General features: G+C 54.4%; 17 protein-coding genes, 1 tRNA gene and 2 pseudogenes. 6 read left to right on the top strand and 14 right to left on the bottom strand.

Annotation, left to right across the window (positions count from 1 at the left end; all coding sequences use genetic code 11):
- Window positions 1-2: 2 nt before the first annotated feature.
- The 3 genes and pseudogenes from ACRBCU_RS06955 to ACRBCU_RS06945 all read right to left on the bottom strand — a co-directional run.
- A pseudogene (locus tag ACRBCU_RS06955) lies at window positions 3-461 on the bottom strand (IMP dehydrogenase); the annotation flags it as partial.
- Between the two features lie 186 nt (window positions 462-647).
- A pseudogene (locus tag ACRBCU_RS06950) lies at window positions 648-1,004 on the bottom strand (IMP dehydrogenase); the annotation flags it as partial.
- Window positions 1,005-1,082: 78 nt separating this feature from the next.
- On the bottom strand, window positions 1,083-2,081 hold the full coding sequence (locus ACRBCU_RS06945) for a tellurium resistance protein (protein ID WP_431364649.1): 999 nt from the start codon (window positions 2,079-2,081) through the stop codon (window positions 1,083-1,085).
- A gap of 181 nt (window positions 2,082-2,262) precedes the next feature.
- On the opposite strand from ACRBCU_RS06945, the gene ACRBCU_RS06940 reads away from it, so the two are divergent.
- The 3 genes from ACRBCU_RS06940 to ACRBCU_RS06930 all read left to right on the top strand — a co-directional run bounded on the left by ACRBCU_RS06940 (window position 2,263) and on the right by ACRBCU_RS06930 (window position 5,518).
- Window positions 2,263-4,305 carry an ASKHA domain-containing protein gene (locus tag ACRBCU_RS06940; RefSeq protein WP_431364648.1) on the top strand — a complete coding sequence of 681 codons (2,043 nt, stop codon included), beginning with the start codon at window positions 2,263-2,265 and terminating at the stop codon, window positions 4,303-4,305.
- Window positions 4,306-4,349: 44 nt separating this feature from the next.
- A tRNA-Gly gene (locus ACRBCU_RS06935) sits at window positions 4,350-4,423 on the top strand.
- A 27-nt stretch (window positions 4,424-4,450) separates the two neighbouring features.
- Entirely contained in the window at window positions 4,451-5,518 is a 1,068-nt protein-coding gene (locus tag ACRBCU_RS06930) for an AbrB family transcriptional regulator (RefSeq protein WP_431364647.1), read from the top strand.
- Here the strand turns inward: ACRBCU_RS06930 and ACRBCU_RS06925 are convergent.
- The 7 genes from ACRBCU_RS06925 to ACRBCU_RS06895 form a co-directional block, all read right to left on the bottom strand.
- Window positions 5,490-7,310 (bottom strand): ABC-F family ATP-binding cassette domain-containing protein, encoded by a 1,821-nt coding sequence (locus tag ACRBCU_RS06925; protein ID WP_431364646.1) that lies wholly within the window; start codon window positions 7,308-7,310, stop codon window positions 5,490-5,492. The genes ACRBCU_RS06930 and ACRBCU_RS06925 overlap by 29 nt on opposite strands.
- 96 nt (window positions 7,311-7,406) lie before the next feature.
- Entirely contained in the window at window positions 7,407-8,135 is a 729-nt protein-coding gene (locus tag ACRBCU_RS06920) for a GNAT family N-acetyltransferase (protein WP_431364645.1), read from the bottom strand.
- Complete coding sequence (locus ACRBCU_RS06915; protein ID WP_431364713.1) at window positions 8,132-8,392, bottom strand: hypothetical protein; 261 nt, start codon at window positions 8,390-8,392, stop codon at window positions 8,132-8,134. The genes ACRBCU_RS06920 and ACRBCU_RS06915 overlap by 4 nt, the downstream gene beginning before the upstream one ends.
- A 5-nt stretch (window positions 8,393-8,397) precedes the next feature.
- Window positions 8,398-11,187, bottom strand: a complete 2,790-nt coding sequence (locus ACRBCU_RS06910; protein ID WP_431364644.1) for a glutamine-synthetase adenylyltransferase — start codon at window positions 11,185-11,187, stop codon at window positions 8,398-8,400.
- A gap of 7 nt (window positions 11,188-11,194) precedes the next feature.
- Window positions 11,195-11,890 (bottom strand): response regulator transcription factor, encoded by a 696-nt coding sequence (locus tag ACRBCU_RS06905; RefSeq protein WP_431364643.1) that lies wholly within the window; start codon window positions 11,888-11,890, stop codon window positions 11,195-11,197.
- Window positions 11,891-11,954: 64 nt separating this feature from the next.
- The gene (locus ACRBCU_RS06900) at window positions 11,955-13,895 is read right to left on the bottom strand and encodes a cache domain-containing protein (protein WP_431364642.1); all 1,941 of its coding nucleotides are present in this window, start codon (window positions 13,893-13,895) and stop codon (window positions 11,955-11,957) included.
- Between the two features lie 30 nt (window positions 13,896-13,925).
- The gene (locus ACRBCU_RS06895; protein WP_431364641.1) at window positions 13,926-15,260 is read right to left on the bottom strand and encodes an aspartate aminotransferase family protein; all 1,335 of its coding nucleotides are present in this window, start codon (window positions 15,258-15,260) and stop codon (window positions 13,926-13,928) included.
- Between the two features lie 228 nt (window positions 15,261-15,488).
- Here ACRBCU_RS06895 and ACRBCU_RS06890 point away from each other — a divergent pair, with 228 nt between their 5' ends.
- The 3 genes from ACRBCU_RS06890 to ACRBCU_RS06880 all read left to right on the top strand — a co-directional run bounded on the left by ACRBCU_RS06890 (window position 15,489) and on the right by ACRBCU_RS06880 (window position 19,588).
- Window positions 15,489-16,460 (top strand): TAXI family TRAP transporter solute-binding subunit, encoded by a 972-nt coding sequence (locus ACRBCU_RS06890; protein WP_431364640.1) that lies wholly within the window; start codon window positions 15,489-15,491, stop codon window positions 16,458-16,460.
- A 93-nt stretch (window positions 16,461-16,553) separates the two neighbouring features.
- Window positions 16,554-19,160 (top strand): TRAP transporter permease, encoded by a 2,607-nt coding sequence (locus tag ACRBCU_RS06885; protein ID WP_431364639.1) that lies wholly within the window; start codon window positions 16,554-16,556, stop codon window positions 19,158-19,160.
- Window positions 19,157-19,588 (top strand): universal stress protein, encoded by a 432-nt coding sequence (locus ACRBCU_RS06880; protein WP_431364638.1) that lies wholly within the window; start codon window positions 19,157-19,159, stop codon window positions 19,586-19,588. Before ACRBCU_RS06885 ends, ACRBCU_RS06880 begins: the two co-directional genes overlap by 4 nt.
- A 116-nt stretch (window positions 19,589-19,704) precedes the next feature.
- Here the strand turns inward: ACRBCU_RS06880 and ACRBCU_RS06875 are convergent, their stop codons facing one another.
- Genes ACRBCU_RS06875 through ACRBCU_RS06860 form a run of 4 tightly spaced genes read right to left on the bottom strand, consistent with a single transcriptional unit; the run spans window position 19,705 to window position 23,033 of the window.
- The gene (locus ACRBCU_RS06875) at window positions 19,705-20,391 is read right to left on the bottom strand and encodes an ABC transporter ATP-binding protein (protein WP_431364637.1); all 687 of its coding nucleotides are present in this window, start codon (window positions 20,389-20,391) and stop codon (window positions 19,705-19,707) included.
- Window positions 20,388-21,137, bottom strand: a complete 750-nt coding sequence (locus ACRBCU_RS06870) for an ABC transporter ATP-binding protein (protein ID WP_431364636.1) — start codon at window positions 21,135-21,137, stop codon at window positions 20,388-20,390. The genes ACRBCU_RS06875 and ACRBCU_RS06870 overlap by 4 nt, the downstream gene beginning before the upstream one ends.
- Entirely contained in the window at window positions 21,130-22,116 is a 987-nt protein-coding gene (locus tag ACRBCU_RS06865) for a branched-chain amino acid ABC transporter permease (protein WP_431364635.1), read from the bottom strand. Before ACRBCU_RS06865 ends, ACRBCU_RS06870 begins: the two co-directional genes overlap by 8 nt.
- The gene (locus ACRBCU_RS06860; RefSeq protein WP_431364634.1) at window positions 22,113-23,033 is read right to left on the bottom strand and encodes a branched-chain amino acid ABC transporter permease; all 921 of its coding nucleotides are present in this window, start codon (window positions 23,031-23,033) and stop codon (window positions 22,113-22,115) included. Before ACRBCU_RS06860 ends, ACRBCU_RS06865 begins: the two co-directional genes overlap by 4 nt.
- Window positions 23,034-23,069 lie beyond the last annotated feature (36 nt).

Raw genomic sequence — 23,069 nt, 5'->3', positions numbered from 1 at the left:
NNAGAACTTGATCCCGCCATCGGCAATAATCGGAATATCACCCGCAGCAGAGGCGCAATCCATGATCGCCGTTAGCTGAGGAACGCCGACACCTGCGACCATACGTGTGGTGCAAATCGATCCGGGGCCAATACCTACTTTGATCGCGTCGGCGCCTGCATCAATCAATGCGCGCGTCGCAGCGCCCGTGGCGACATTTCCGGCCACGATTTGAACCGTGCTGGATAGCTCTTTGGCGCGGCGCACTGCATGGGCAACGCCTTCGGAGTGACCATGCGCTGTATCGATAACGATCATATCCGCGCCTGCTTCGACCAAGGCCTGTGAGCGCTCGTAACCTGCATCACCAACAGTGGTTGCCGCGGCCACGCGCAAACGGCCCAAGTCATCTTTGCAGGCGGTCGGGTTCAAGACTGCCTGCTCTGTGTCTTTCAATGTCAAAAGGCCCGTCAGTTTGCCCANNGCAGTTTCTCGATCCGGCGCGATTTCATCAAGCTTTTGGCTTCTTCTAAATCCGCAGGTTCTTGCAACATCGCGAGATTGTCGGCGCTCATCATCACGCGAACAGGCGTTGCATCGTCTGTCGCAAAGCGCATATCGCGATTGGTTACAATGCCCACGACGCGACCTGATTCATCGACAACGGGGAAACCAGTCACGCGATAGCGCTCTTGCAACGCTTTGGCGTCGGCAAGTGTCTGATCAGCCGTCAATGTGATCGGGTTAAAAACAATCCCGCTTTCAAATCGCTTCACGCGGCGCACTTCGCGGGCTTGGGCTTCGATGTCCAAATTACGGTGGATAACCCCCATGCCGCCTGCTTGGGCCATCGAAATCGCCATACGGCTTTCGGTAACTGTATCCATTGCAGAACTAAGCAGCGGGATATTCAATGCAATTGATTGCGTCACAAACGTGCGTGTATCTGCGGTGCTGGGCAACACATTTGAGGCCGCAGGGACCAGTAGCACATCGTCAAAGGTAAGAGCCTCGCGAATCTCCATGAGAATTCTCCTTGGAAGGGTCGTTTGGCAGTTTCCTATTTCACGGGCCGCGCGAAATGAAAAGGGCGTGCGCGCGTATTATGCAACTGCAGCACCCGTTTTTGTCGCCAGCGCCCCCGTGGACCACATGCGCAGCACACGCAAAGCGATGATCGGGACGATAACGCTGGCCAAAGCCAGAGGAACGAGCGCGAGCCAGGCGAAAAGTCCAATTTGCGCGCTAAGTGCAAAGAGCGCGACGCTAAATGCAGCCACGGGGAATGTGAACGCGCCCCAAAGCGGCGAAAATCCCGCGCGTGTCAGATAGCGCACGCGTGTGATCAACACCCCTGCAAGCCCTATTGCCAATGTGCCAAAGATCAATGCGAGCAACGCATGTCCTAATAGGACAGAGACCGTTGTGAACAGGCTAAGGGGTGCGAGGTGGATTACCTGCATCGGGCGCAGCGGCTCAGGTACTTCGGCTTTGCTCAGTTGCAACAAGCTTACGCCATAGATCAACGAAGACATAAGCACGGTCGCACCAAGGATCGTTTGGGATAGCGCGACATAGCCAAGTGGCACCGCAGACAAACAGGCGACGATAAAGCCGACAAAAGACAGATGCCAAGCGGGTGAAATAACGAGGCCCTGCGGTGTGCGCACCATAACGAAAATGATCAAGGCGGCGACAGCGCTATGCCAAATCAACCCCATAAACAACGTTGCTGTTGCGACCAGAGGCGACAAGGGCACCATAGCGCTAGAAAACAGCAAAAGGCTAACGCCCATCGCAGAGACGCCTGCGCGCCCCGGCACGGAGCGTAGATCCTCCAAAATCACACCTAGGCGCACGCTTATTTTAGAGAGGTAGCACGCCAACACGAACAGCAACAACACGCTCGCGAAAGCAAGCAAGACATAGCTGATCCAAGGCGTTATGGACAGTATCCCTGATTGTGCAGCGGCGCGCCAAGCTAAGCCCAAGCCCAACAAGCCCATCAATGTCGGAAACAAAGCAGGCGGCGTTCGGCGCCAAAACTCCACTTGGGTTTCATCGGTCTGTACAGTGGGTGGCTCAGGGTTTTGCGAGGACATGTTTTGCTCTTTGGTAAAAGGTGGCGCGCGATCAGTAATGCGATGGATAGCTGGAATGTCAAACGAGACAATCGCAGAAATGACGCACGTGGCAAAGTTTATGCCGCTCACACGCTTTCGCTTTCATCTTTGAGCCATAAGGTACAAAACGAGCAAAGCTTTTATCCACAGGTGAGAACTTATGTCTGGTGATCCTCTTGTTGTCTTCACACCCTCAGGAAAACGCGGGAATTTTCCCGTTGGAACGCCTGTATTAACGGCAGCGCGCCAGCTTGGTGTTGATCTCGATAGTGTCTGTGGCGGACGGGGCATTTGCTCTAAATGCCAGATCACACCCTCGTTTGGTGAATTCCCCAAACATGGCGTGACCGCGCGCGAGGACGCTTTGTCCGAGTGGAACGCCGTTGAGCAGCGTTATGATGACAAGCGCGGATTGAAAGCGGGTCGCCGCCTTGGATGTCAAGCGACGGTGCAAGGCGACATTGTGATTGATGTACCCGAAGAAAGCCAAGTGCATAAGCAGGTCATTCGCAAAGCGGCCTCGGCGCGCGCGATCACAATGGACCCTGCAACGCGGCTTTATTTCATCGAAGTCGACGAGCCGGACATGCACACGCCAACGGGCGATTTGGAACGGGTTGCCCGCGCCTTGAAAGAGCAATGGGACATCGCTGATATTCGTGCCGCCCTGCCTGTTCTCAGCAAATTGCAACCCACGCTTCGCAAGGGCAATTGGCAAATTACTGTCGCCGTGAACAAAGGGCATGATGAAAACCATGCGCGTATTTTGGAAGTATGGCCGGGGCTTTATGAGGGCGGGCTTTACGGGCTGGCCATTGATCTTGGCTCGACCACCATTGCGGCGCATTTGTGTGATCTTGTGACTGGCGAAGTCAAGGCCTCGTCGGGTCTTATGAACCCTCAAATCCGCTTTGGCGAAGATTTGATGAGCCGCGTTTCTTACGTGATGATGAACCCCGGTGGCGACATTGAAATGACTGCAGCGGTGCGCACTGCGATCAATGGATTAACCGAAACCATCGCAACAGAGGCTGGGATCGACCCCAAAGCGATTTTCGAAACGGTTTTTGTGTGTAACCCGGTTATGCACCATCTGCTGTTGGGCATCGACCCTGTGGAACTTGGCCAAGCGCCCTTCGCCTTGGCGACATCAGGGTCGATGAGCCTAGATGCACGCGACATGGACCTAGTTTCGATGAACGACAACGCGCGGGTTTATATACTGCCCTGCATTGCGGGCCATGTTGGAGCGGATGCAGCAGCCGTTGCCCTTTCCGAAGAACCTGGTAAATCCAAGGACTTGGTTCTCATTGTTGATGTTGGCACGAATGCCGAAATTCTTCTTGGGGATGAAAACCGCGTGCTGGCGTGCTCGTCCCCCACAGGGCCTGCGTTTGAAGGTGCGCAAATTAGCTCAGGTCAACGCGCGGCCCCTGGCGCAATTGAACGGCTCGAAATTGATCCCGTAACAAAAGAGCCGCGCTTTCGTGTGATTGGCTCTGACATTTGGTCAGATGAAGATGGTTTTGACCTTGCGATTGCAACGACCGGGATCACTGGCATATGCGGCTCTGGCATCATTGAAGCGGTGGCCGAAATGCGCATGGCAGGCTTGCTTGATGAAAGTGGTCTCATCGGCTCTGCGGCGCAAACCGGAACAGAGCGCAGCTTTCCCGAAGGGCGCACCCATTCCTATTTGATCCATGACGCCAGCGACGACGGTGGTCCACGCATCACAGTCACCCAAGGGGACATTCGTGCTATCCAGCTGGCGAAATCTGCACTTTATGCTGGCGCGCGCCTTTTGATGGATCAACGCGAGGTCGACCACGTGGACCGCGTTGTTCTGGCAGGTGCATTCGGCGCGCATATTTCGCCCAAACACGCGATGGTTCTGGGCATGATCCCTGACGCCCCACTGGACAAGGTGAGCAGCGCTGGCAATGCCGCTGGCACTGGCGCGCGCATTGCGCTGTGCAATGTCGCCTCACGGGCAGAGATCGAGAAGACTGTCGGTGAAATCACCAAAGTTGAAACGGCGATCGAACCAAAATTCCAAGAGCATTTCGTGAACGCCAGCGCGATCCCACATAAAACCGATGCTTTCCCCGAACTCAGCAAAGTCGCAACGCTTCCCAACGTGAGCTTCAATACAGGTGGCGGTGATACCGCGGGGGGGCGCAGGCGAAAGCGGCGTGGATAAGCGCGCTTGACGGCTTCACTGAGCAGGCGTATCCCGAATATAAGGCGGGTATGGTGAAAAGGTATCACGGCAGCTTCCCAAGCTTTAGTTACGGGTTCAATTCCCGTTACCCGCTCCAGTTTCCTTTCGCTTTGCGAGCATCGTTTTGACCTTTCAAACCCTTAGAAAAATGCTCGTTTTCCTTCTGGTGGGAGGCCTTTCTGGATGGCTGTTTTCGCAATTCCCTATCCCTCTTCCCTTTATGCTGGGCGCGATGACCTCCAGCGCGCTTTGCGTGGCCTTGCTGCCGTCAAAAATCATGGACGGGTTCTCCGTTCCTGAGCTGTTTAGACTGCCATTCATTGCTTGCATTGGTCTGTTAATCGGCGCTCAGGTGCATCTCGAAATGCTCACGTCTTGGCGAACAATCGCTGTGATGTTGCTTGTCGTGACGCTGTTTACCCCCCTTGCCCATTGGCTCAACTACAAACTGATGCGCCGCTTTGGTGGCTATGATGCACCCACTGCTTTTTTCTCTGCCGCGCCGGGTGGATTGATCGAAGCGATGACCCTCGGCGAAAAAGCTGGCGCGCATATCGCAACGCTGACGGTGCAGCAGTTCTTGCGCATTGTTTTGGTCGTCACGCTGATCCCTTTGATCATGTCGCTTTGGGTCGGGCACCCCGTGGGAAGTGCTGCGGGACTTGCCGAAATGTCCGAAACCAACACCAGCGCGCTTTGGCTTATCATTTGCGTTGGGGCCTGTGGCTATGGGCTCGGCCACGTTTTGCGTATTCCCGCAGGACAATTGACAGGTCCATTGCTTCTTGCTGGCATTCTGAGCGCGACCGGCTGGCTGGCGCTGTCGCTTCCAAGCTGGCTTGTTATCCTTGCTCAAGTTGCTGTTGGGACAACTTTAGGACTGCGTTTTAACGGCTTAAGCGCTGCTATCCTGAAACGTGGCGTGCTTCTGGGGGTTGCATCGACCTTGATGATGCTTCTGCTTGGTTTTGCACTCGCCCTGCTGGCCATGCAGCTCGCGGATATTGGATTTAGCGCGTCATGGCTTAGCCTTGCGCCGGGCGGCGTCACTGAAATGTCCTTGGTGGCCCTTAGCCTTGCGGCTGATCCCGCTTTGGTCACGCTCGCGCATGTGTACCGCATTGCTGTGACGGTGTTTATCATGAGTGCAGGCTATAAACGCCTCAACCGCCCGCCTTCTCCTCAAGCGTAATCCACTCTTCTTCCGCATCACTTAGCGCAGCATGTCGCTCCACAAGGGCATCGCTGGCTTTGGCAAATTTTGCAGGCTCCTCGGTAAACAAATCCGGCGTGCCGAGGAATTCTTCTAGCTTGGAGATTTCCGCCTCTAAGCGCTGAATGACACTGGGCAATTCTTCCAAGCGGTGCTTTTCACTAAAAGTCAGCTTTCCAGACTTGCCCTGTTCTGGCTTCGCCTGAACCGAGCCTTGGGTTGCATTCGCTTTTCTGGCTGGCGTGGCTTTTTCCTTAGCAATCTCGGCGCGCTGGGTTTGATAATCACTCCATCCACCAGCATAAACCGTCGCGCGTCCGTCGCCTTCCATCGCAATCGTGGTGCTCGCAACACGGTCTAGAAAATCACGGTCGTGGCTTACCAGCAAAACCGTGCCCGGGTATTCGCCCAGCAAGTCTTGCAACAAGTCCAGGGTTTCAACATCAAGATCATTGGTTGGCTCATCAAGCACCAAAAGATTGCTTTCCCGCGCCATGATCTTTGCAAGGAGCAACCGCGCTTTTTCACCGCCAGAGAGCGATCGAACACGCGCGCGTGCTTGGGCGTCGTCAAACAAGAACTCTTTGAGATACCCGACCACATGTTTCGGCGCGCCGCGCACTATGATTTGATCCGCCTTGCCAGAAACACGCATCTCAGGATCGCCCGTGAGGCTGTCCCAAAGCGTCATTTCCGGATCTAGCTGCGCGCGCGCCTGATCAAAGATGGCGTATTCAAGCTTGCTACCCAGCTTTACCTCGCCGCTATCGGCGGGCTCTTGTCCCATCAGCATTTTGATCAACGTGGTTTTTCCCACGCCGTTCGGGCCAACAAAAGCAATTCGATCACCGCGCTGCACCGTAAGCGAAAAGTTCTGAACAATCTGTTTGCCGTCAAAGGATTTCTCAAGGTTATGCGCTTCGATGACCTTTTTGCCGGACTGCTGTCCGCCATCAAGCGCCATTGCCGCTGTGCCCTGACGCCTGATTTGCGACGCACGTTCAGCGCGCAAATCTTGCAAAGCGCGCAACCGTCCTTGGTTGCGTGTGCGGCGCGCGGAAATGCCTTCTACCGCCCAACGCGCTTCGGATTTGATCTTGCGGTCCAGCTTATGGCGCTGAATATCTTCTGTTTCCCAAACCGTATCCCGCCACGCTTCAAAGTGCTCGAAGCCCTTTTCCTGACGTCTTACCTGCCCACGGTCGATCCAAAGCGTCGCGCGCGTCAGAGCATTCAAAAATGCACGGTCGTGCGAAATTAGAACAAAGGCAGTGCGCGTGGTGCTTAACTCGGCCTCAAGCCAGCCAATGGCCTCGATGTCCAAATGGTTGGTCGGCTCGTCTAGCAACATCAAACCGGGGGCTTCTGCCATGAGTTTCGCCAAAGCCGCGCGGCGACGCTCGCCGCCTGATGCGGTTTCCACAGCGCGGGCTGGATCGAATTTCAAACCTGCGCCTGCGCGTTCAACTTTGTAGGCTTCTGACGGATCAAGCGCGCTCAAAGCAAAATCGCCAAGCGTGGCATGCCCTTTCATTTCGGGCTCTTGCTCCATGTAACCAACGCTGACACCGGGACCTGCGATAACGCTCCCCCTGTCCGCTTCGACCAAGCCAGCCATGACTTTCATCAATGTCGATTTGCCCGAACCATTACGCCCTACAAGAGCGACACGATCATTTGGTTGGACCACCAAATCAAGTGCATCAAAAACAGGATCTCCGCCATAGGTCAGGGAGATATCGGAAAGCTGAAGAAGGGGTGCGCGTGCCATGCCTGCCAGCTACGCAAGGTGCATCAAAAGGTCAACGCCTTCGATAACACTTGCTCCGTTTATCTGAAGAAAGTACGGAAGCGGCGCCGCGCCATTTTAGCCAACCACCGCTCTTAATAGTCGCTTTCGCGCAGGCGGGATGGCACGGATCTCGACCCCGGTGAAAACATGCAGCGTGTTCATCTTTCGATCGATCACCGCATGATCGCTGACCCAGCCCCCCATCATCAAATACGTTTTGAGCAAAGGTGGCATCGCGCGCATGGCACGTTTGATATTGAACGCGCCGCTCGCAGCCCTAGAAAACCGAAAAACATTGGGTGCTTTCACCCTTGGCAACCAACGCTTCGGCGCGAGATGACGTGCGCTTAAAACGGCGAAGCTATCAAGGTAGTCTTCTGTGTGAACTCCGCGAAAGGACGAACACCCAAAGAGCAATTCTATCTTGTTTGCATCGACAAAAACCGTCATCGCGCCCCATGCCATTCTAAGAATATCTGGGTTCGCGCTCGCCTTGGGGTGGGTGCAAAAACGGCCCATTTCGACCATCGCCCCTTCAAAATGCTCCAAAGCGGAAAGATCGTAAAACTGCGCCGAGTAACTTTGAGAAACGTCATGTGCGGTCAGGCAAAGCATGCGAAAGCAGCACTGGACCTCGCCAGTATTTGTATCCTCGACCAAAATATGGGTGCAATGCGCGTCCAATTCATCTGCGTCATCGCATTCAAATGCCAACGCGCGCAGAGACTGCGCCGCCTTGATATCTTCTGGCGCTTGGCTCTGGCGCGCGCGGTATCGCCCTTTTTGCAATAAAACCTGCGTCATGGCCGCTTTCGAGAGCGCCAACCACCTCTGCGCTTTGCTCGAAGGTTGGTTCCTAACCCTTCTGTCAAAACTTCGGTCATCGGATGATCGCTATGTGCATGACGCTTTAGCAAAACCTCAATCGCGGCGCGGCTGTCACCTTGCAGGTTCAAAGCCCAGTCCAGAAAAATGCTGCGGCATTCGGCGGGCGTTATTCCTTCCATGTTGAAGGCCTCGGCGATCAAACCCTTGGGATCAAACTCGTCGCCTTTGAGCATACGCATTACACATCCCCTTGGACGTTTGGCAAAACAGCCACCAAAGTTTCCGCCGCCTGCGCAGAGATTTGGTTAATTCCCGAACGTAGTTCTTCCAAATCTTCATACCCCGTTTCACGCAGTAGGAACGCCAATCCGCCCTGCCCGATTGCGTCTGGCATGTCTGCGTCATCAATGACCTTTTCACTGAGAAGCTTTGCGGCAACCTGCATCTGCCAAAAGAGCCTGTAACTGCTCAAAAGTGCTTCGCCTTGTGCGGCATCCATCCAGCCTAAAGCGACGCAAGAGCGCAGGCCGGTTTCGATGTCACGTGCGTGCTCGGCGCCTCCAAGCAATCCAGCTTGTCCAATCAACTCGATTTCCTGCAACCGCCCTGCACCGAGTTTGCCGTCCCAAAACTTGGCCTGTTTCGCGGATTGAATGCGCGCAAGCATTTTTGCGACTTCCTGCAACACCATGTCTGGCGCACGCGGCCTGTCGATGACCGACAACCGCAGCGCTTCCACATCAGCGCCAAGTGCGTCGTCTCCGGCGATGACCCGCGCGCGTGTAAGCGCTAGGTGCTCCCAAAGCCATGCCTGGTTTTGTTGATAGTCTTGAAAGCTTTGCCAAGAGGTAGCCACGGGCCCCTGCGTGCCAGACGGCCGCAGGCGCATATCAACTTCGTAAAGGCGCCCCTGCGCCATCTGCGCCGTCATGGCTGTGACCATCGCTTGGGTAAGGCGCGCGTAGTACTGGCGCACTGGCAACGGGCGCGTTCCATCCGAGCTTTCGACGCTATCGGCATCATAAATCATTATCAAATCAAGATCAGATGTCGCATTTAAGCGCCCTGCGCCAAGCGATCCCATCCCGATAATGACCGCCCCTCGCCCCGGCAAGGGGCCGTGTTTCGCCGCGAAATTCTCGACGACATAGGGCCAAAGCGCACGCAAGGAAGCTTCCGCCAGCTCTGCATAACGCGTGGCGGCAACAGGGGCGCTGACCAAGCCGCGCAGATGATGCACACCAATGCCAAAATGCCATTCTTTTGCCCAACGCCGCGCCGCGTCTAGTTTGTTTTCGTAGTCCGTTTCACGCGAAAGCACATCGTCAAGCCGCTTGGTGAGCGCTGCAACACCGGGCCATTCATCGAAAAAGCTCCCTGCGATCACGGCGTCAAACACAGCAGCATTGCGCGCCAAGTAACGCGCAAGTGCAGGCGCCGTTCCGACAATGTCGATTAGCAGATCAATAAGTTGAGGATTGGCTTCAAAAAGAGAAAACAACTGAACACCAGCAGGCAAGCCGCTTAGAAACCCGTCAAAGGCCAAGAACGCCTCGTTCGGTTTGGCCGTCTGCGATAGACGTTTCAGAATGTCTGGTTTGAGCCGTTCAAATATTTCAACGGCGCGCTCAGAGCGCAAAGACGGATAGGTTTGCCAACGCGCCAGAATGTTCTCATCAAAGCTGTGTTCGATCTGTTTGGCTTTGGAGTCTGGCGCAAAGAACCCCTCGGTCAGATCATGCACCGCCTGCAATCGACGCTCCAAGTCTTGACGCATCTCGTTTTCTTCGCGTCCCATAAAGGCAGCAAGACGCGCGAAACCCTCGTCCGAGTTCGGCAGACTGTGGGTTTGCGCGTCATTGATCATCTGCAAACGATGCTCAACTTCGCGGTGCGCGCGGTAATGATCTGTAAGAGCGTGAGCCGTTTCTTCAGGAACCCATCCCTTTGCGCGAAGAATATCTAGCCCCTGCACCGTGCCACGCACCCTTAGCTCAGGATCGCGCCCGCCTGCGATAATTTGTCGGGTCTGGGTGAAAAACTCGATTTCGCGAATGCCCCCGCGCCCAAGTTTCATATTATGCTCTGGCAATTTCAACGCCCCGCCAAGACCTTTATGCTCGCGGTAACGCAGGCGCATGTCATGTGCGTCTTGGATCGCCGCAAAGTCCAAGTGTTTGCGCCACACAAAAGGCGTAAGCGACTTCAAAAACGCATTGCCAGCGTTGATATCCCCCGCACAGGGGCGCGCCTTGATATAGGCGGCACGCTCCCACGTGCGCCCGAGGCTTTCGTAATATCGCTCTGCCGCTTCCATCGCCATACAAACAGGCGTCACGCCCGGATCGGGGCGCAGCCGCAAATCAGTGCGAAAGACATACCCCTCGCCCGTCAAATCATTCAGCATCGCGGCCATACGGCGCGTCGCGCGCACAAAGGAGGCACGTGCATCATGAAAATCATCAGGTGTAAAACGCGTTTCGTCAAAGAGGCAGATCAGGTCAATATCCGACGAGTAATTCAGCTCATGAGCGCCCATCTTGCCCATCGCGAGAACACTCATCCCGCCTGCATCCGCGATATCATCTTCGCCCATGCCCGGAAGTTTTCCGCGTGCAATCTCAGCTCCAATCGTTGCGCGCAACGCGCATGTTACGGCGAGATCAGCAAATTCCGTCAAAACCCCTGTGACTTTTTCAAGCGGCCAAACACCGCCTAAATCAGCAAGCCCGGTGATCAAAGCAATACGTCGCTTGGCCTGCCGCAACGCGTTGGGCAAAGCTTTACTTTCGGTGCGCCGCAAATCTTCGAATAGGCGATCAATGGCTGTGTCCGGATTGTCCAACCCTTCCTCGAGCCATTTGTTTTCTTTTGTGATCAACCCCTTAAGGTAGGGACTGCATCCTGCCGCGCCCAGTATCAGGTCTGATTGCGTGCTCGGTAGAGCGGGCAAAACATCCAAAGCATCTAGACCATTGCAACGATCAAACGGTGTTGGCACGCGGGTAATATTGGTAAAATCACTCATTTCGATATCACGTCGCTACAGATCGCGACAACAAGGCGCGATCTTTCACTGGATCAGCTGGCAGCAACGCGGCAGTGCCAGAAAGATCAATAAGTTCGGCGACCGAGCCGATCGACATTTTCTCCAAAATGCGCGCACGGTGATGATCCACAGTTCGTGGGCTGATATCCAACTGTCGACCAATCTCTTTGCTGGATGTCGTCGATGGGTGGCGAATTATGAAAATCGCGATTTCCTTTTCGCGCGCGGTGAGCAGTTCAAATTTGTCACGCGCGGTCTTGCTGACCTCTTCGGCACTGCGCGCGGCAAGATCGGCCTCGAACGCGGTATTGATGCACGCGACCAACTCGCTCTGGCGGAACGGTTTTTCGAGGAAATCTATCGCGCCAGCTTTCATCGCTTGCACAGATTCAGGCACGCCCCCTTGCCCAGAAATAAAGATGATTGGAACAAACAGGTTGTTCGCCGCCAAATGCTTTTGCAAATCCAGACCATTCAACCCCGGCATTCCGTAATCCAGCACGAGGCAACCCGGTTGCCGCCGATCATAGGCATCCAGAAAGGTTTCGGCCGAAGCAAAGCTTTCTACATGAAAGCCGCGCTTGTCCAACGCGCGCGCAAGACTGGTGCGAATGCGTTCATCGTCATCTACAAGAAAGACAATTGGATTTTCAAAGGGCGGCTCAAAGGGCAGCGTCGTCAAATCAGAACCTCACTGATGTCAGCGCCAAAGCAATCGGGCCTTGCCGCGTCTGGTACTTTATACATCAGATAGGCAGAGACAAACAGAATCTCGCCCCGTTCTTGGAGCTGCGATCATAGCGCAGCCGACCGCCATTTGCTTCTGCAAGCGTTCGGCAAATCGACAGACCTAACCCCATGCCGTCCTTCTTGCTCGTTTCGAACTGCTTGAACAACGTTACGTCCGGATCGACACCCGGCCCTGAATCTTCCACCCAAATTTCCAACTCACCCGCCTTTTCAAAGGCTCTGATCATTACTTCTTTGGTTGCGCTGTCAGCCGAGGTGATCGCTTCAATCGCATTGCGTACCAAGTTGATCAAAATCTGAGCAATTTGAATTCTGTTTCCCGTCACTTGCGGCAATTTTTCGACATCAAAGCGCAGTGTGACCCCCTGCTCAATCGCTTCGTGATGCAACAGGCTTTCGGCTTGTTTGACCAACTCATTCACATCGAAGGGTTCCATTTCGCCCTGATCCTTGCGGACAAACCCACGCAGCGCGCGCAGAATATCGCCGCCGCGATGGGCCTGATCGTCAAGTTCGCGAAGGATGCTCAAAAGATCGGCGTTTTCGTTGTCTTGTTGCTGCGCAGTCGTGATCGCAGCGTCTACGTTTTGCGAAATCGCGGTAAGCGGCTGGCTCAGTTCATGCGCCAAGCCTGTCGCCATTTGGCCCATCAAATTCACGCGGGAAAAATGGGACAAATCCCTGTTCAGCTCATGGATGCGCGCATCCGCTTTGCGTCGCTGGGCGATCTGATCAATCAAAGTCTCGTTCGCTTTTCCAAGCTCACGGTATGTCGCGGGAAGCGGGTCTGTTTCCGATACCGCACCCTGTGAAACCAGCGCTGTTCGCACCGCAAACACGCGCACGGGTCTTAGGATGAGTTCTGACAAGGCAAGCCCTGCAAGCGCAGCAACAAATGTAATTGCCGCTGCGAGCCATAAATTGCGTTTACGGTTGTCCTTGATGCTTTGCGTGAAATCCGTTTCTGGCGCGTACACCGCGATTGTCCAAGGCAACCCCGTGCTGCTAAGCGGTTTCAAAAGAGAAACATATTCGTTCTTTTCATACTTGAATTCTGACTGTGTCTCTTGCTCGATTTGAATGACTTCGGCCGCACCCAAACGCGCAAATGCGGCCTGCGCGACCGGATCGGAAATTTCTCCGATTTCGATCAAGCGCAGCGGGGTCGTCCCGTCATTTTCCATAATCTGCGCCATATTGGGGTGGGCAATGACATGGCCTGATTCATCAAGAATGAGAGCAGATGCATGTTCGCTCAACGCGAGTTGCGATAGAAATTTCGAGATTGCGGAAATCTCGATATCGACGCCAATCACCCCAGCCAAAGTACCGTTTTCCATAACAGGAACAGCAACTGTTATGCCCGGCTGACGCGAAGAAAAGAAGATGTAGGGCTTTGTCCAGATCGTTGCGCGGTCGCGTTTGGCGCTCTCGTACCAGGGGCGCGTGCGTGGATCAAAATCGTCATTTGCGTCAACTGCCGTTTCGACGATCGAGTAATCCGGGTTGCGCCAAATAAACTTTGCACCAGCGACATCGCCCTGCGTTTGCACAATTTTCGTGCGAAACGGTCCCGGCCCGTCCGTTCGCATCACATACGTAAAATTGCCGCTTTCATCGCCAAAATAGATCCCGGAAATCTGTGTTTGGTTCTGCAGGACTTGAAACAGGAATGTCTCTAGCTGCGAAAAGTCGCCCTTCGCAACAATACCGCTTTCAAATACGCGCTTAGAGAGCTCTGCGCTTTCGCGCGCGGGTTTAAGAAAACCGTTGGAATGCGCGCTGGCATTTGCCCCAGCTTCGGCCAAACGATCCCGCGCGTATTGCAGCATCGCCCTTTCCGACGTCACGTAAGACGTTGAAACGACAATAACAATTACGAGAAACTGCAATCCAGCCAAGCTGAGCGCGAGAATAAAACCAAGCGAAAACCTCACAGCAGCGCCCCTATTCGGGCCGCACGAAGGCTATCGCAGCCCGACATTTTCAAGCGTTTTCTCAAAAGCCGCTCCAAGCTTGTCGACCACCTCGTCCAATTGCGCGCGCTCTGAAATGAAGGGGGGCGCCAGCAAGACATGATCCCCGTTTCGCCCATCAATTGTGCCGCCCATAGGGTAACAGATCAACCCCTCGGCAAAAGCCGCGCTTTTGAGCGCTGCATGGAACTTCAATGCTGGATCCAGACTGGCTTTGCTATGGCGGTCCTGCACAAATTCGACCCCAACAAAGAGTCCGCGCCCGCGAATATCCCCTACATGCGCATTCTCGCCCATGCGTTCGTGTAGTTTGTTTTGCAAATATCGGCCTTTTTCATGCACCCCATCGACCAAGCCACCGGTCAGTTTTTTCAGTACCGCGACGCCAGCGGCGCAGGCTGTCGGGTGGGACAGATAGGTATGGCCATGTTGAAAAAAGCCCGATCCCATCTTGATCGCATCATGGATGGTTTCACGGCACATCATCGCCCCAATAGGTTGGTAGCCGGCCCCCAATCCTTTGGCGATCGTGCAAATATCTGGGGAAATGCCCTCTTGTTCATGCGCGAACAAAGAGCCTGTACGGCCCATCCCGCACATCACCTCATCCAAGATCAAAAGAACACCGTATTGATCACAAATCTCTCGTATGCGCCGAAAATAGCCCTCAACAGCGCCCACCGCGCCGAGCGTTGCGCCTACAACGGGTTCGGCGACAAAGCACATGACCTGATCTGGGCCAAGACGCAGGATTTCTTCCTCCAGCTCGTTTGCAGCGCGCAATCCGTACTCGGCTTCTGTTTCGTTTTCAGCTTGATCGCGATACGCAAAACAAGGCGCGATATGGCTGACATCAATTAAAAGCGGCGCAAACTGCGCGCGGCGCCATTCATTGCCACCCACAGCCAAAGCACCCAACGTATTGCCGTGATAGCTTTGGCGGCGCGCAATGATTTTGTGTCGGTTCGGCTCGCCTATTTCCAGAAAATACTGGCGCGCAAGTTTGAGCGCGGCTTCAATCGCTTCCGATCCGCTGGATACAAAATAAACCCGCTCCAAATCGCCCGGAGCATGATCGACCAACAAATCTGCGAGCTGTTCAGCAGGTTCGGATGACAGGAAACTGTTGTGCGCATAGGCCATCGAATCGAGCTGGCTTTTTATCGCCTCGATCACATCGCGATCCCCATGTCCAAGACAGGAAACTGCCGCCCCACCCGATCCATCAAAGTAGCTCTTGCCTTGAGAGTCGATCAAATAGCACCCCTGCGCGTTCATTCCGATGGGAGGTTGGCTATTGGAATTCCTAGGAAAAATTCGCGACATATGTGTATTTCCGAGATGTGATCCCGCAGCCTGTCATTTCATCGGGATTCTTTCCATAGGTAGTTACGCGCATAGACAGATCGCGCTCTGGCTGAGACCCTCTTGACGCATATCGGTTAGATATTTTGACGTATTGCTCGTGCGTCTGCTGCTTCTTTTGTGCTGCCCACTCGGCCGTCTGAACCAAAATCTGTGCGAGCTATATCAAGACACCAAAGGGAGAACGACATGTCACAAAACAAATTCACTCTTGCTGCTGTTGCCGCGGTTTCGCTTACAATTGGCGCACCTGCTGCGATGGCTGAGGAATTCATCACAATCGGAACAGGCGGCGTAACCGGCGTTTATTACCCAACAGGCGGTGCAATCTGCCGTTTGGTAAACAAAGGCCGCAAAGAGCACGGCATTCGCTGCTCCGTGGAATCCACAGGTGGCTCCGTTTACAACATCAACACAATCCGCGAAGGCGAGCTTGAGTTCGGCGTTGCGCAGTCTGATTGGCAGTACCACGCGTATAACGGCACATCCAAGTTTAAGGACGCTGGCAAATTCGAAGGCCTGCGCGCTGTATTCTCGGTTCACCCTGAGCCCTTCACCGTTGTTGCCCGTGCGGATGCAGGCGTAACGAACTTTGATGACCTCAAAGGCAAGCGTGTAAACATCGGCAACCCGGGTTCTGGTCAGCGCGGCACGATGGAAGTTCTGCTCGAAGCAAAAGGCTGGACAACAGGCGATTTCGCTTTGGCAACAGAGCTGAAAGCAGCTGAGCAGTCCGCCGCGCTTTGCGACAACCAAATTGACGCGATGGTTTACACCGTTGGTCACCCATCTGGTTCCATCCAAGAAGCAACAACAGCATGCGATTCCGTTCTCGTAACGGTCGATGGCGATGCGGTAACAGGTCTGGTTGATGACAACCCATTCTACCGTACCGCAACCATTCCGGGCGGCATGTACCGTGGCAACGATGGCGACACAGCGACATTCGGCGTTGGCGCGACATTCGTAACATCTGCGGACGTTTCTGACGAAGCGGTCTATGCGGTTGTGTCTTCCGTGATGGAAAACATCGAAGACTTCAAAAAGCTGCACCCTGCATTTGCCAACCTTGATCCAAAGGAAATGGCAACAGCTGGTCTGTCTGCACCTCTGCACCCTGGTGCGGCGAAGTACTACAAAGAAAAAGGCCTGATCGACTAATCGATCGAGCTGCCAAGGAGAGGCGCTCAGCGTCTCTCCTATTTGTTTAGACCATAAAAATATGGCGAAACTGTCTTCAGGGGGACGTAACACATGGCCGAAAAATCATCCGAAAACCGTGCTTTAAGCGAGGAGGAGCTTCAAGATCTTGTTGCATCCTCCGACGCTGGTGCACGAGATCCTGCTGGAGGCGTTGGCACGCTTTTGGCGATCGTCGCCGTCGTTTGGTCGCTGTTCCAAGTCCTTTTGGCGTCACCGATTGCAAACTATGTTCTGCCCGGCGACATCATCAATAACTCTCGTCAAATTCATCTAGGCTTTGCGATTTTCCTCGCGTTCATGGCCTACCCTGCCCTTAAATCCAGCCCACGCCACTACATCCCTATCCAGGACTGGCTATTGGGCTTGTTCGGTGTGTTCACCGCGCTTTATGGCTACATTTTTTACCAGAAGATTGTGAACGCTGGTGGCCTTGCTGATGACCTGGACAAATGGTTCGCACTTGCGGGTTTGCTGATCTTGTTTGAAGGTGCGCGCCGCGCGCTTGGACCTGCAATGGCGATCATTGCGGTGATTTTTCTGGGTTATGTCTTTTTCGGCTCCTCAGAAGTTGTTCCTGACGTGATCCGCTGGAAAGGCGCATCGCTGAAAAAAGCCATGAGCCATATGTGGATTACCTCTGAAGGTGTCTTCGGTATCGCCCTTGGCGTTTCGACGAAATTCGTCTTCCTTTTCGTTCTCTTTGGCGCTCTGCTCGATAAGGCTGGCGCAGGGAACTACTTTATCAAAATGGCCTTTGGCGCGCTTGGTCACCTTAAAGGTGGACCTGCAAAAGCCGCTGTTGTCGGCTCTGCCGCAACTGGCCTTATTTCCGGCTCTTCGATCGCGAACGTCGTAACCACCGGCACCTTCACCATCCCCTTAATGAAGCGTGTTGGGTTTTCCTCAGAAAAGGCGGGCGCGGTCGAAGTCGCATCGTCGGTTAACGGCCAGATCATGCCACCCGTCATGGGCGCTGCGGCGTTCCTGATGGTGGAGTATGTGGGCATCTCTTATGTCGAGGTGATCACTCACGCATTCTTGCCTGCAACGATCTCCTACATCGCGCTGGTGTATATTGTTCACCTTGAAGCGGTGAAGAACAACATGCCGACGCTGGGCAACCGCGTTGTGTCTATGGGTAAGACTATTGGCGGCATGGCGGCCTTCTTTGTAGGCTTCGCACTGCTTTGCTACGGTGTTCAATACCCTGTTGGCTGGATTGCTGCGGCTGTTCCGGGTGCCTCTGCGCTGGTAATGTCGATCCTTATCTTCGCGGCCTATGTTGGTCTGCTCTGGATGGCGGCGAGCGTTCCTGATCTGGAGCCAGATGATCCTAATGCGGCTGAGGTAGAACTGCCCGTTGTTGGCGAAATCTACAAATCAGGTCTCTACTACCTGCTGCCGATCATCGTTTTGGTCTACTTCCTGATGATCGAGCAGAAATCACCCGGTCTTTCGGCCTTCTGGGCAACGATGCTCTTGTTCGTGATCCTGCTCACGCAGCGCCCTCTCAAAGCGATCTTCCGCGGCGAGAACGATATGGCCAATGCAGTCACGCAAGGTGTTGCGGATCTGATCCAAGGCCTCATCGACGGTGCCCGTAACATGATCGGTATCGGTCTTGCGACGGCAACCGCAGGTGTGATCGTGGGCACAGTTACCCTGACAGGTGTTGGTCAAGTTATGGCCGATCTGGTTGAGTTCCTCTCGGGCGGTAACTTGATCCTGATGCTGGTGATGGTGGGCCTGTTGTCTCTCGTCCTTGGTATGGGTCTGCCGACAACGGCAAACTACATCGTTGTGTCCTCTTTGATGGCGGGCGTTGTTGTTGAGCTTGGCGCGCAATCTGGATTGATTGTTCCGCTGATCGCTGTGCACCTCTTTGTGTTCTACTTCGGTATCATGGCCGATGTGACGCCTCCTGTTGGTCTTGCCAGCTTTGCGGCGGCGGCTGTTTCAGGCGGTGATGCGATCAAGACAGGGTTCGTGGCCTTCTTCTATAGCCTGCGCACCGTGGCCCTGCCCTTCGTGTTCATCTTCAACACCGATTTGCTGTTGATTGACGTCACATGGATGCAAGGCATCTTAGTCTTTGTCACCGCCTCCATTGCGATCCTTGTCTTTACGGCAGGCACAATGGGTTGGTTCCTGACTAAGAGCCGCATTTACGAAAGCGTTGCACTGATCTTGGTGGCCTTCGTGTTGTTCCGTCCTGACTTTGTCATGGATCGCCTACAACCACCCTTCCAGCAAGTTGAGCCAGCGGCCTTCACCCAGGCCCTTGGTGATGCAAGCGAAGGCGACGAGATGCGTTTGGTGGTATCCGGTCCAGACTTTGATACCGGCGATATCAAGGAAACCACTCTGGTTCTCCCTGTTGGCGCTGGTTCTGGTGAAGAACGTCTCGCGGCATCTGGTCTGCTTCTTTTGGAAGAAGACGGCATTGTCAAAATGGACGAGCCATCATTCGGATCACCGTTTGGCGCATCATTGGGCAGCTTTGACTTCTACGCCGATGACCCCGTGCAAATCGCATCAGTCAACGCGCCAGCCAAGCAAATGGCTAAGGAGTTGATCTTCATTCCGGCCCTGTTGTTCTTGGCTCTGATCGCCTTCCTGCAACGCGCCCGCATGTCACGAGAAGGAGTGCCAGCATGAGCAACTCAGTTTTATGCGCCGTAGACGTCAGCAATGGCGATGACGATATCAACACGATCCAAACGGCCGCACGCATGGCCCGTCTGGAAGGTGCACAGCTCGATGTCATCGCCGTTGTTCCTGATTTCGGAATAAGTCAGGTCGGAACCTTCTTTAACAAGGACCATCACGACATGATGGTCGCCGACGCCAAAGAGCATCTTAATGCTCTGGTTACGAAGGCTCTGAATGATGCAGAAAACAAGAAAGTACGGCATGTCATCGCGACAGGCCGTGCTTATGAAGAAGTGTTGAAACTCGCAGATACGACAGGTGCAGACTTGATCGTTGTTGGGGCGCATACGTCGGATTTGGCAGACTACCTGCTAGGTCCCAATGCTGCCCGCGTTGTGCGGCACGCAAAATGTTCGGTTTATGTTGTTCGCTAGGTGAGTGAGGGTGGCTCAAGCGCGATTGACTATGTCCTAGTCATAGTTGTCGCTGCTTGAGTCAGCTTTCAAATTGCTGACCTCTGCCCCCGCCGACATTCAGCGGCTGAGACAGATTAAACTCCAAGATACTTTTCACTAACGCCAGTTACCAAATCGCTGGTTTTCCCAGACCATGCCGTCTTACCACGCTCTATGATCACAGCGCGATCCGAGACAGCGACCAGCTCTTTCAGCGACTTATCAATCAGCAGGATTGCCACGCCAGTTTCGGATTTCAGGCGTTTTATCGCCGCCCAAATCTCTTGACGAATGATCGGCGCGAGACCCTCCGTCGCTTCATCCAAAATCAAAAGACGCGGGTTGGTCATCAAGGCCCGCCCAATCGCCAACATCTGTTGCTCGCCCCCTGATAGGGTCGCGGCTGTCTGTCCTTGGCGCTCACCAAGACGGGGAAACAATTGCGTCACCGACTGAAACGTCCACGCCCCGTCTCGCATTGCAGCTGTCAGGTTCTCCCGCACGGTGAGATCGGCAAAGCAGCGGCGACCTTCGGGCACCAAGCCGACCCCCAAACGCGCGACTTTGTGGCTCGGCAATTTGTGCAAATCATTGCCATCGAAGGTCAGCCCGCCTTGCGAGTCAATCATTCGGCATATGGCTTTTACTGTCGTGCTTTTGCCCATGCCATTGCGCCCCATCAGCGCGACGACCTCGCCTTCTGCAACTGTTAAATCAACGCCAAACAACGCTTGGCTTACACCGTAAGAGGCCGTGAGATTTTCCACTTTCAGAAAACTCATACTTCTTCACCTAGATAGGCGTCGCGCACATCTTGGCTGTTTCTGATCTCGTCCGCTGTGCCTGTCGCGATGATTTTGCCATAGACCAAAACGCTGATCCGATCGGCCAAAGCAAAGACCGCATCCATATCGTGTTCCACAAGTAGAATTGGGGCCTCGCTTCGCAAACCATCTAACATCCCAGTCAGTTGCTTTGATCCTTCAGCGCCCAGCCCCGCCATAGGCTCGTCCATGATAAAGGCGCGCGGTGATAGCGTGAGGGCCATTGCGACTTCCAATTGGCGACGCTGGCCGTGACTGAGGTTAGCGCATTTGGTTTGATGATGCTCGGCAAGACCAATGCGCTCAAGCGCTTCCATCGCGCGCTCGGTCAGCTTTTTCATCTTCAACGCGTTGGACCAAAAGCTCCAGACTGCGCGCTCTGCTCCAATTGTGCCAAGGACCGCGTTTTCAAGAACTGTGTCCTCCATGCAAAGCGCGGAAATTTGGAACGTGCGCCCCAAACCTGCATGCGCTCGATCCTGCGTGCTCAGCCCTGACACATCGCGTCCATTGAGAAACACCTGCCCCGCATCGGGTTTCAAACTGCCACATATCTGTTTGATAAGAGTCGATTTCCCAGCCCCATTTGGCCCGATCACCGCATGAATTTCGCCTGCGCGCAAATCTATAGAAACATCATCCGTTGCCTTTAGCGCGCCAAAGTTTTTGGCAAGGTTTCGGGTAGAAAGGACCGCATCAGACATGCGCGCTGTCCTTTCCTGTCAACAGGCCGATCAGACCACCACGCGCGAACAACACAATGCCAAGCAGGATAACCCCAAGGTAGACATGCCAAAACTCGGTCAGCCCGCCGAGAAAATGCTCAAGCGCTACAAAGACGCAAGCCCCGATAACAGGGCCCATAAGCCGTCCTACACCGCCAATAATAATCAAGACGATCAATTCACCAGACAATTGCCAGCTGAACATCGAGGGCGACACAAACCGATTGAGATCAGCAAATAGCGCCCCCGCCAGCCCGGTGATTGCGCCCGACAAAACAAAAGCGAGCAGCTTTATTCGCGTTGGGTTAAGCCCCACCGTTTCGACCCGTTCACTTGATTGGCGCGCAGCATTAAGCGCAAGGCCAAAAGGCGCGGCGCGCAATCTTGCAACAAAGAACAGAACAATACACAGGATCGCAAAGCAAATGCCGTAGAACTGGATTGGAACCAGTGTATTCAGCCCGGGAAAGCCATTGCGAACATAGATCGACAGGCCATCTTCGCCGCCATATTGCGCCCATGAGATCGCAAAGTAGAAAAACATCTGGCCAAAAGCCAAGGTGATCATGATGAAATAGACGCCGCTCGTGCGCAGCGACAACACACCAATCAAAAAAGCGACAAGCGCTGACAGGACCATCGCCGTCAGCCAGATCACAGGCATTGATTTGCTGCCATCAAAAGCCACAAAGCCGAGGTCCAACGCAGTGTAGGTTTGCGCATGATGGGCCAAGATGCCCATTGCATAGCCGCCGATTCCAAAGAACGTGGCATGGCCAAAGCTTACCATTCCGCCATAGCCCAAGATCACGTTCAATCCGACAGCCGCCAGCGCTAGGATCACCGCGCGCGTTGCGAGGGTGATTGTGAACGGCTCGTCAATGAGCAGCGCCCAAAGTGGCAATGCGACAAGCCCGACGAGCATTGCTAGGTTTATCGCGCTCTCGTTCAACTTCATGCGCGCGCTCCAAACAAGCCTGTGGGCCGCCACACAAGGACAATCCCCATCAAAACATAAACGCTCATCGAGGCAACCGCAGAGCCACTGCGTTGCGCGGCCCCTGTCTCCATAAAGAGCTTGAAAAGTTCAGGCAGAAAAACGCCGCCAAGCGTATCCGTTAGCCCCACCAGCAACGCGCCAACAAAAGCGCCGCGGACCGATCCGATCCCACCGATAACAATCACAACAAAGGCGAGGATCAGAACCGGTTCGCCCATTCCAATCTGAACCGATTGAATTGCACCAACAAGCCCCCCCGCAAGGCCCGCCAGCGCTGCGCCAAGGGCGAATACCAGCGTGTATAATTTACGAATATCAACGCCGAGGGCTGCGATCATTTCACGATCATTTTCGCCCGCACGAATTTGAATTCCCAGACGGGTCTTTTCAATCAGCAACCAAAGCCCGACGGCAACGGCAAGACCAATGCCAATAAGTGTGAGGCGATAAAGCGGGTATTGAATGCCTCCGGGCAAGGTCACGGGGCCAGAGATCGCATGCGGGATATCCAAGAACAGAGGGAAAGAGCCGAAAACCCAGCGCGTTCCTTCAGAAAAGATGAGGATCAGGGCAAATGTCGCCAGAACCTGATCCAAGTGAGGTGCCTTATAGAGCCGCCGAATAACCACCATTTCAATGATTGCCCCTGCGAGGGCCGCCGCCACCAACGCCGCGACAAGACCCAAGAAGAAGGATCCCGTCATCGACGCAACCGCCGCAGTCGCAAAAGCGCCAACCATATAAAGCGAGCCGTGCGCGAGGTTGATCAACCCCATCACACCAAAGATCAGCGTCAGGCCAGCCGCCATCAAAAACAGCATCACCCCGAACTGAAGGCCGTTCAAGATTTGCTCGGTTATCAAAATGAAAGACATATCAGGTCCGCTTTGGCGCTTGCCTCTCGCAAGAGG

The organism is Planktotalea sp. (assembly GCF_050633725.1).
In the GTDB taxonomy this organism is placed as follows: domain Bacteria; phylum Pseudomonadota; class Alphaproteobacteria; order Rhodobacterales; family Rhodobacteraceae; genus Planktotalea.
Note: the sequence above shows the minus strand (reverse complement) of the source record. Positions and strands in the feature narration are given on the sequence as shown.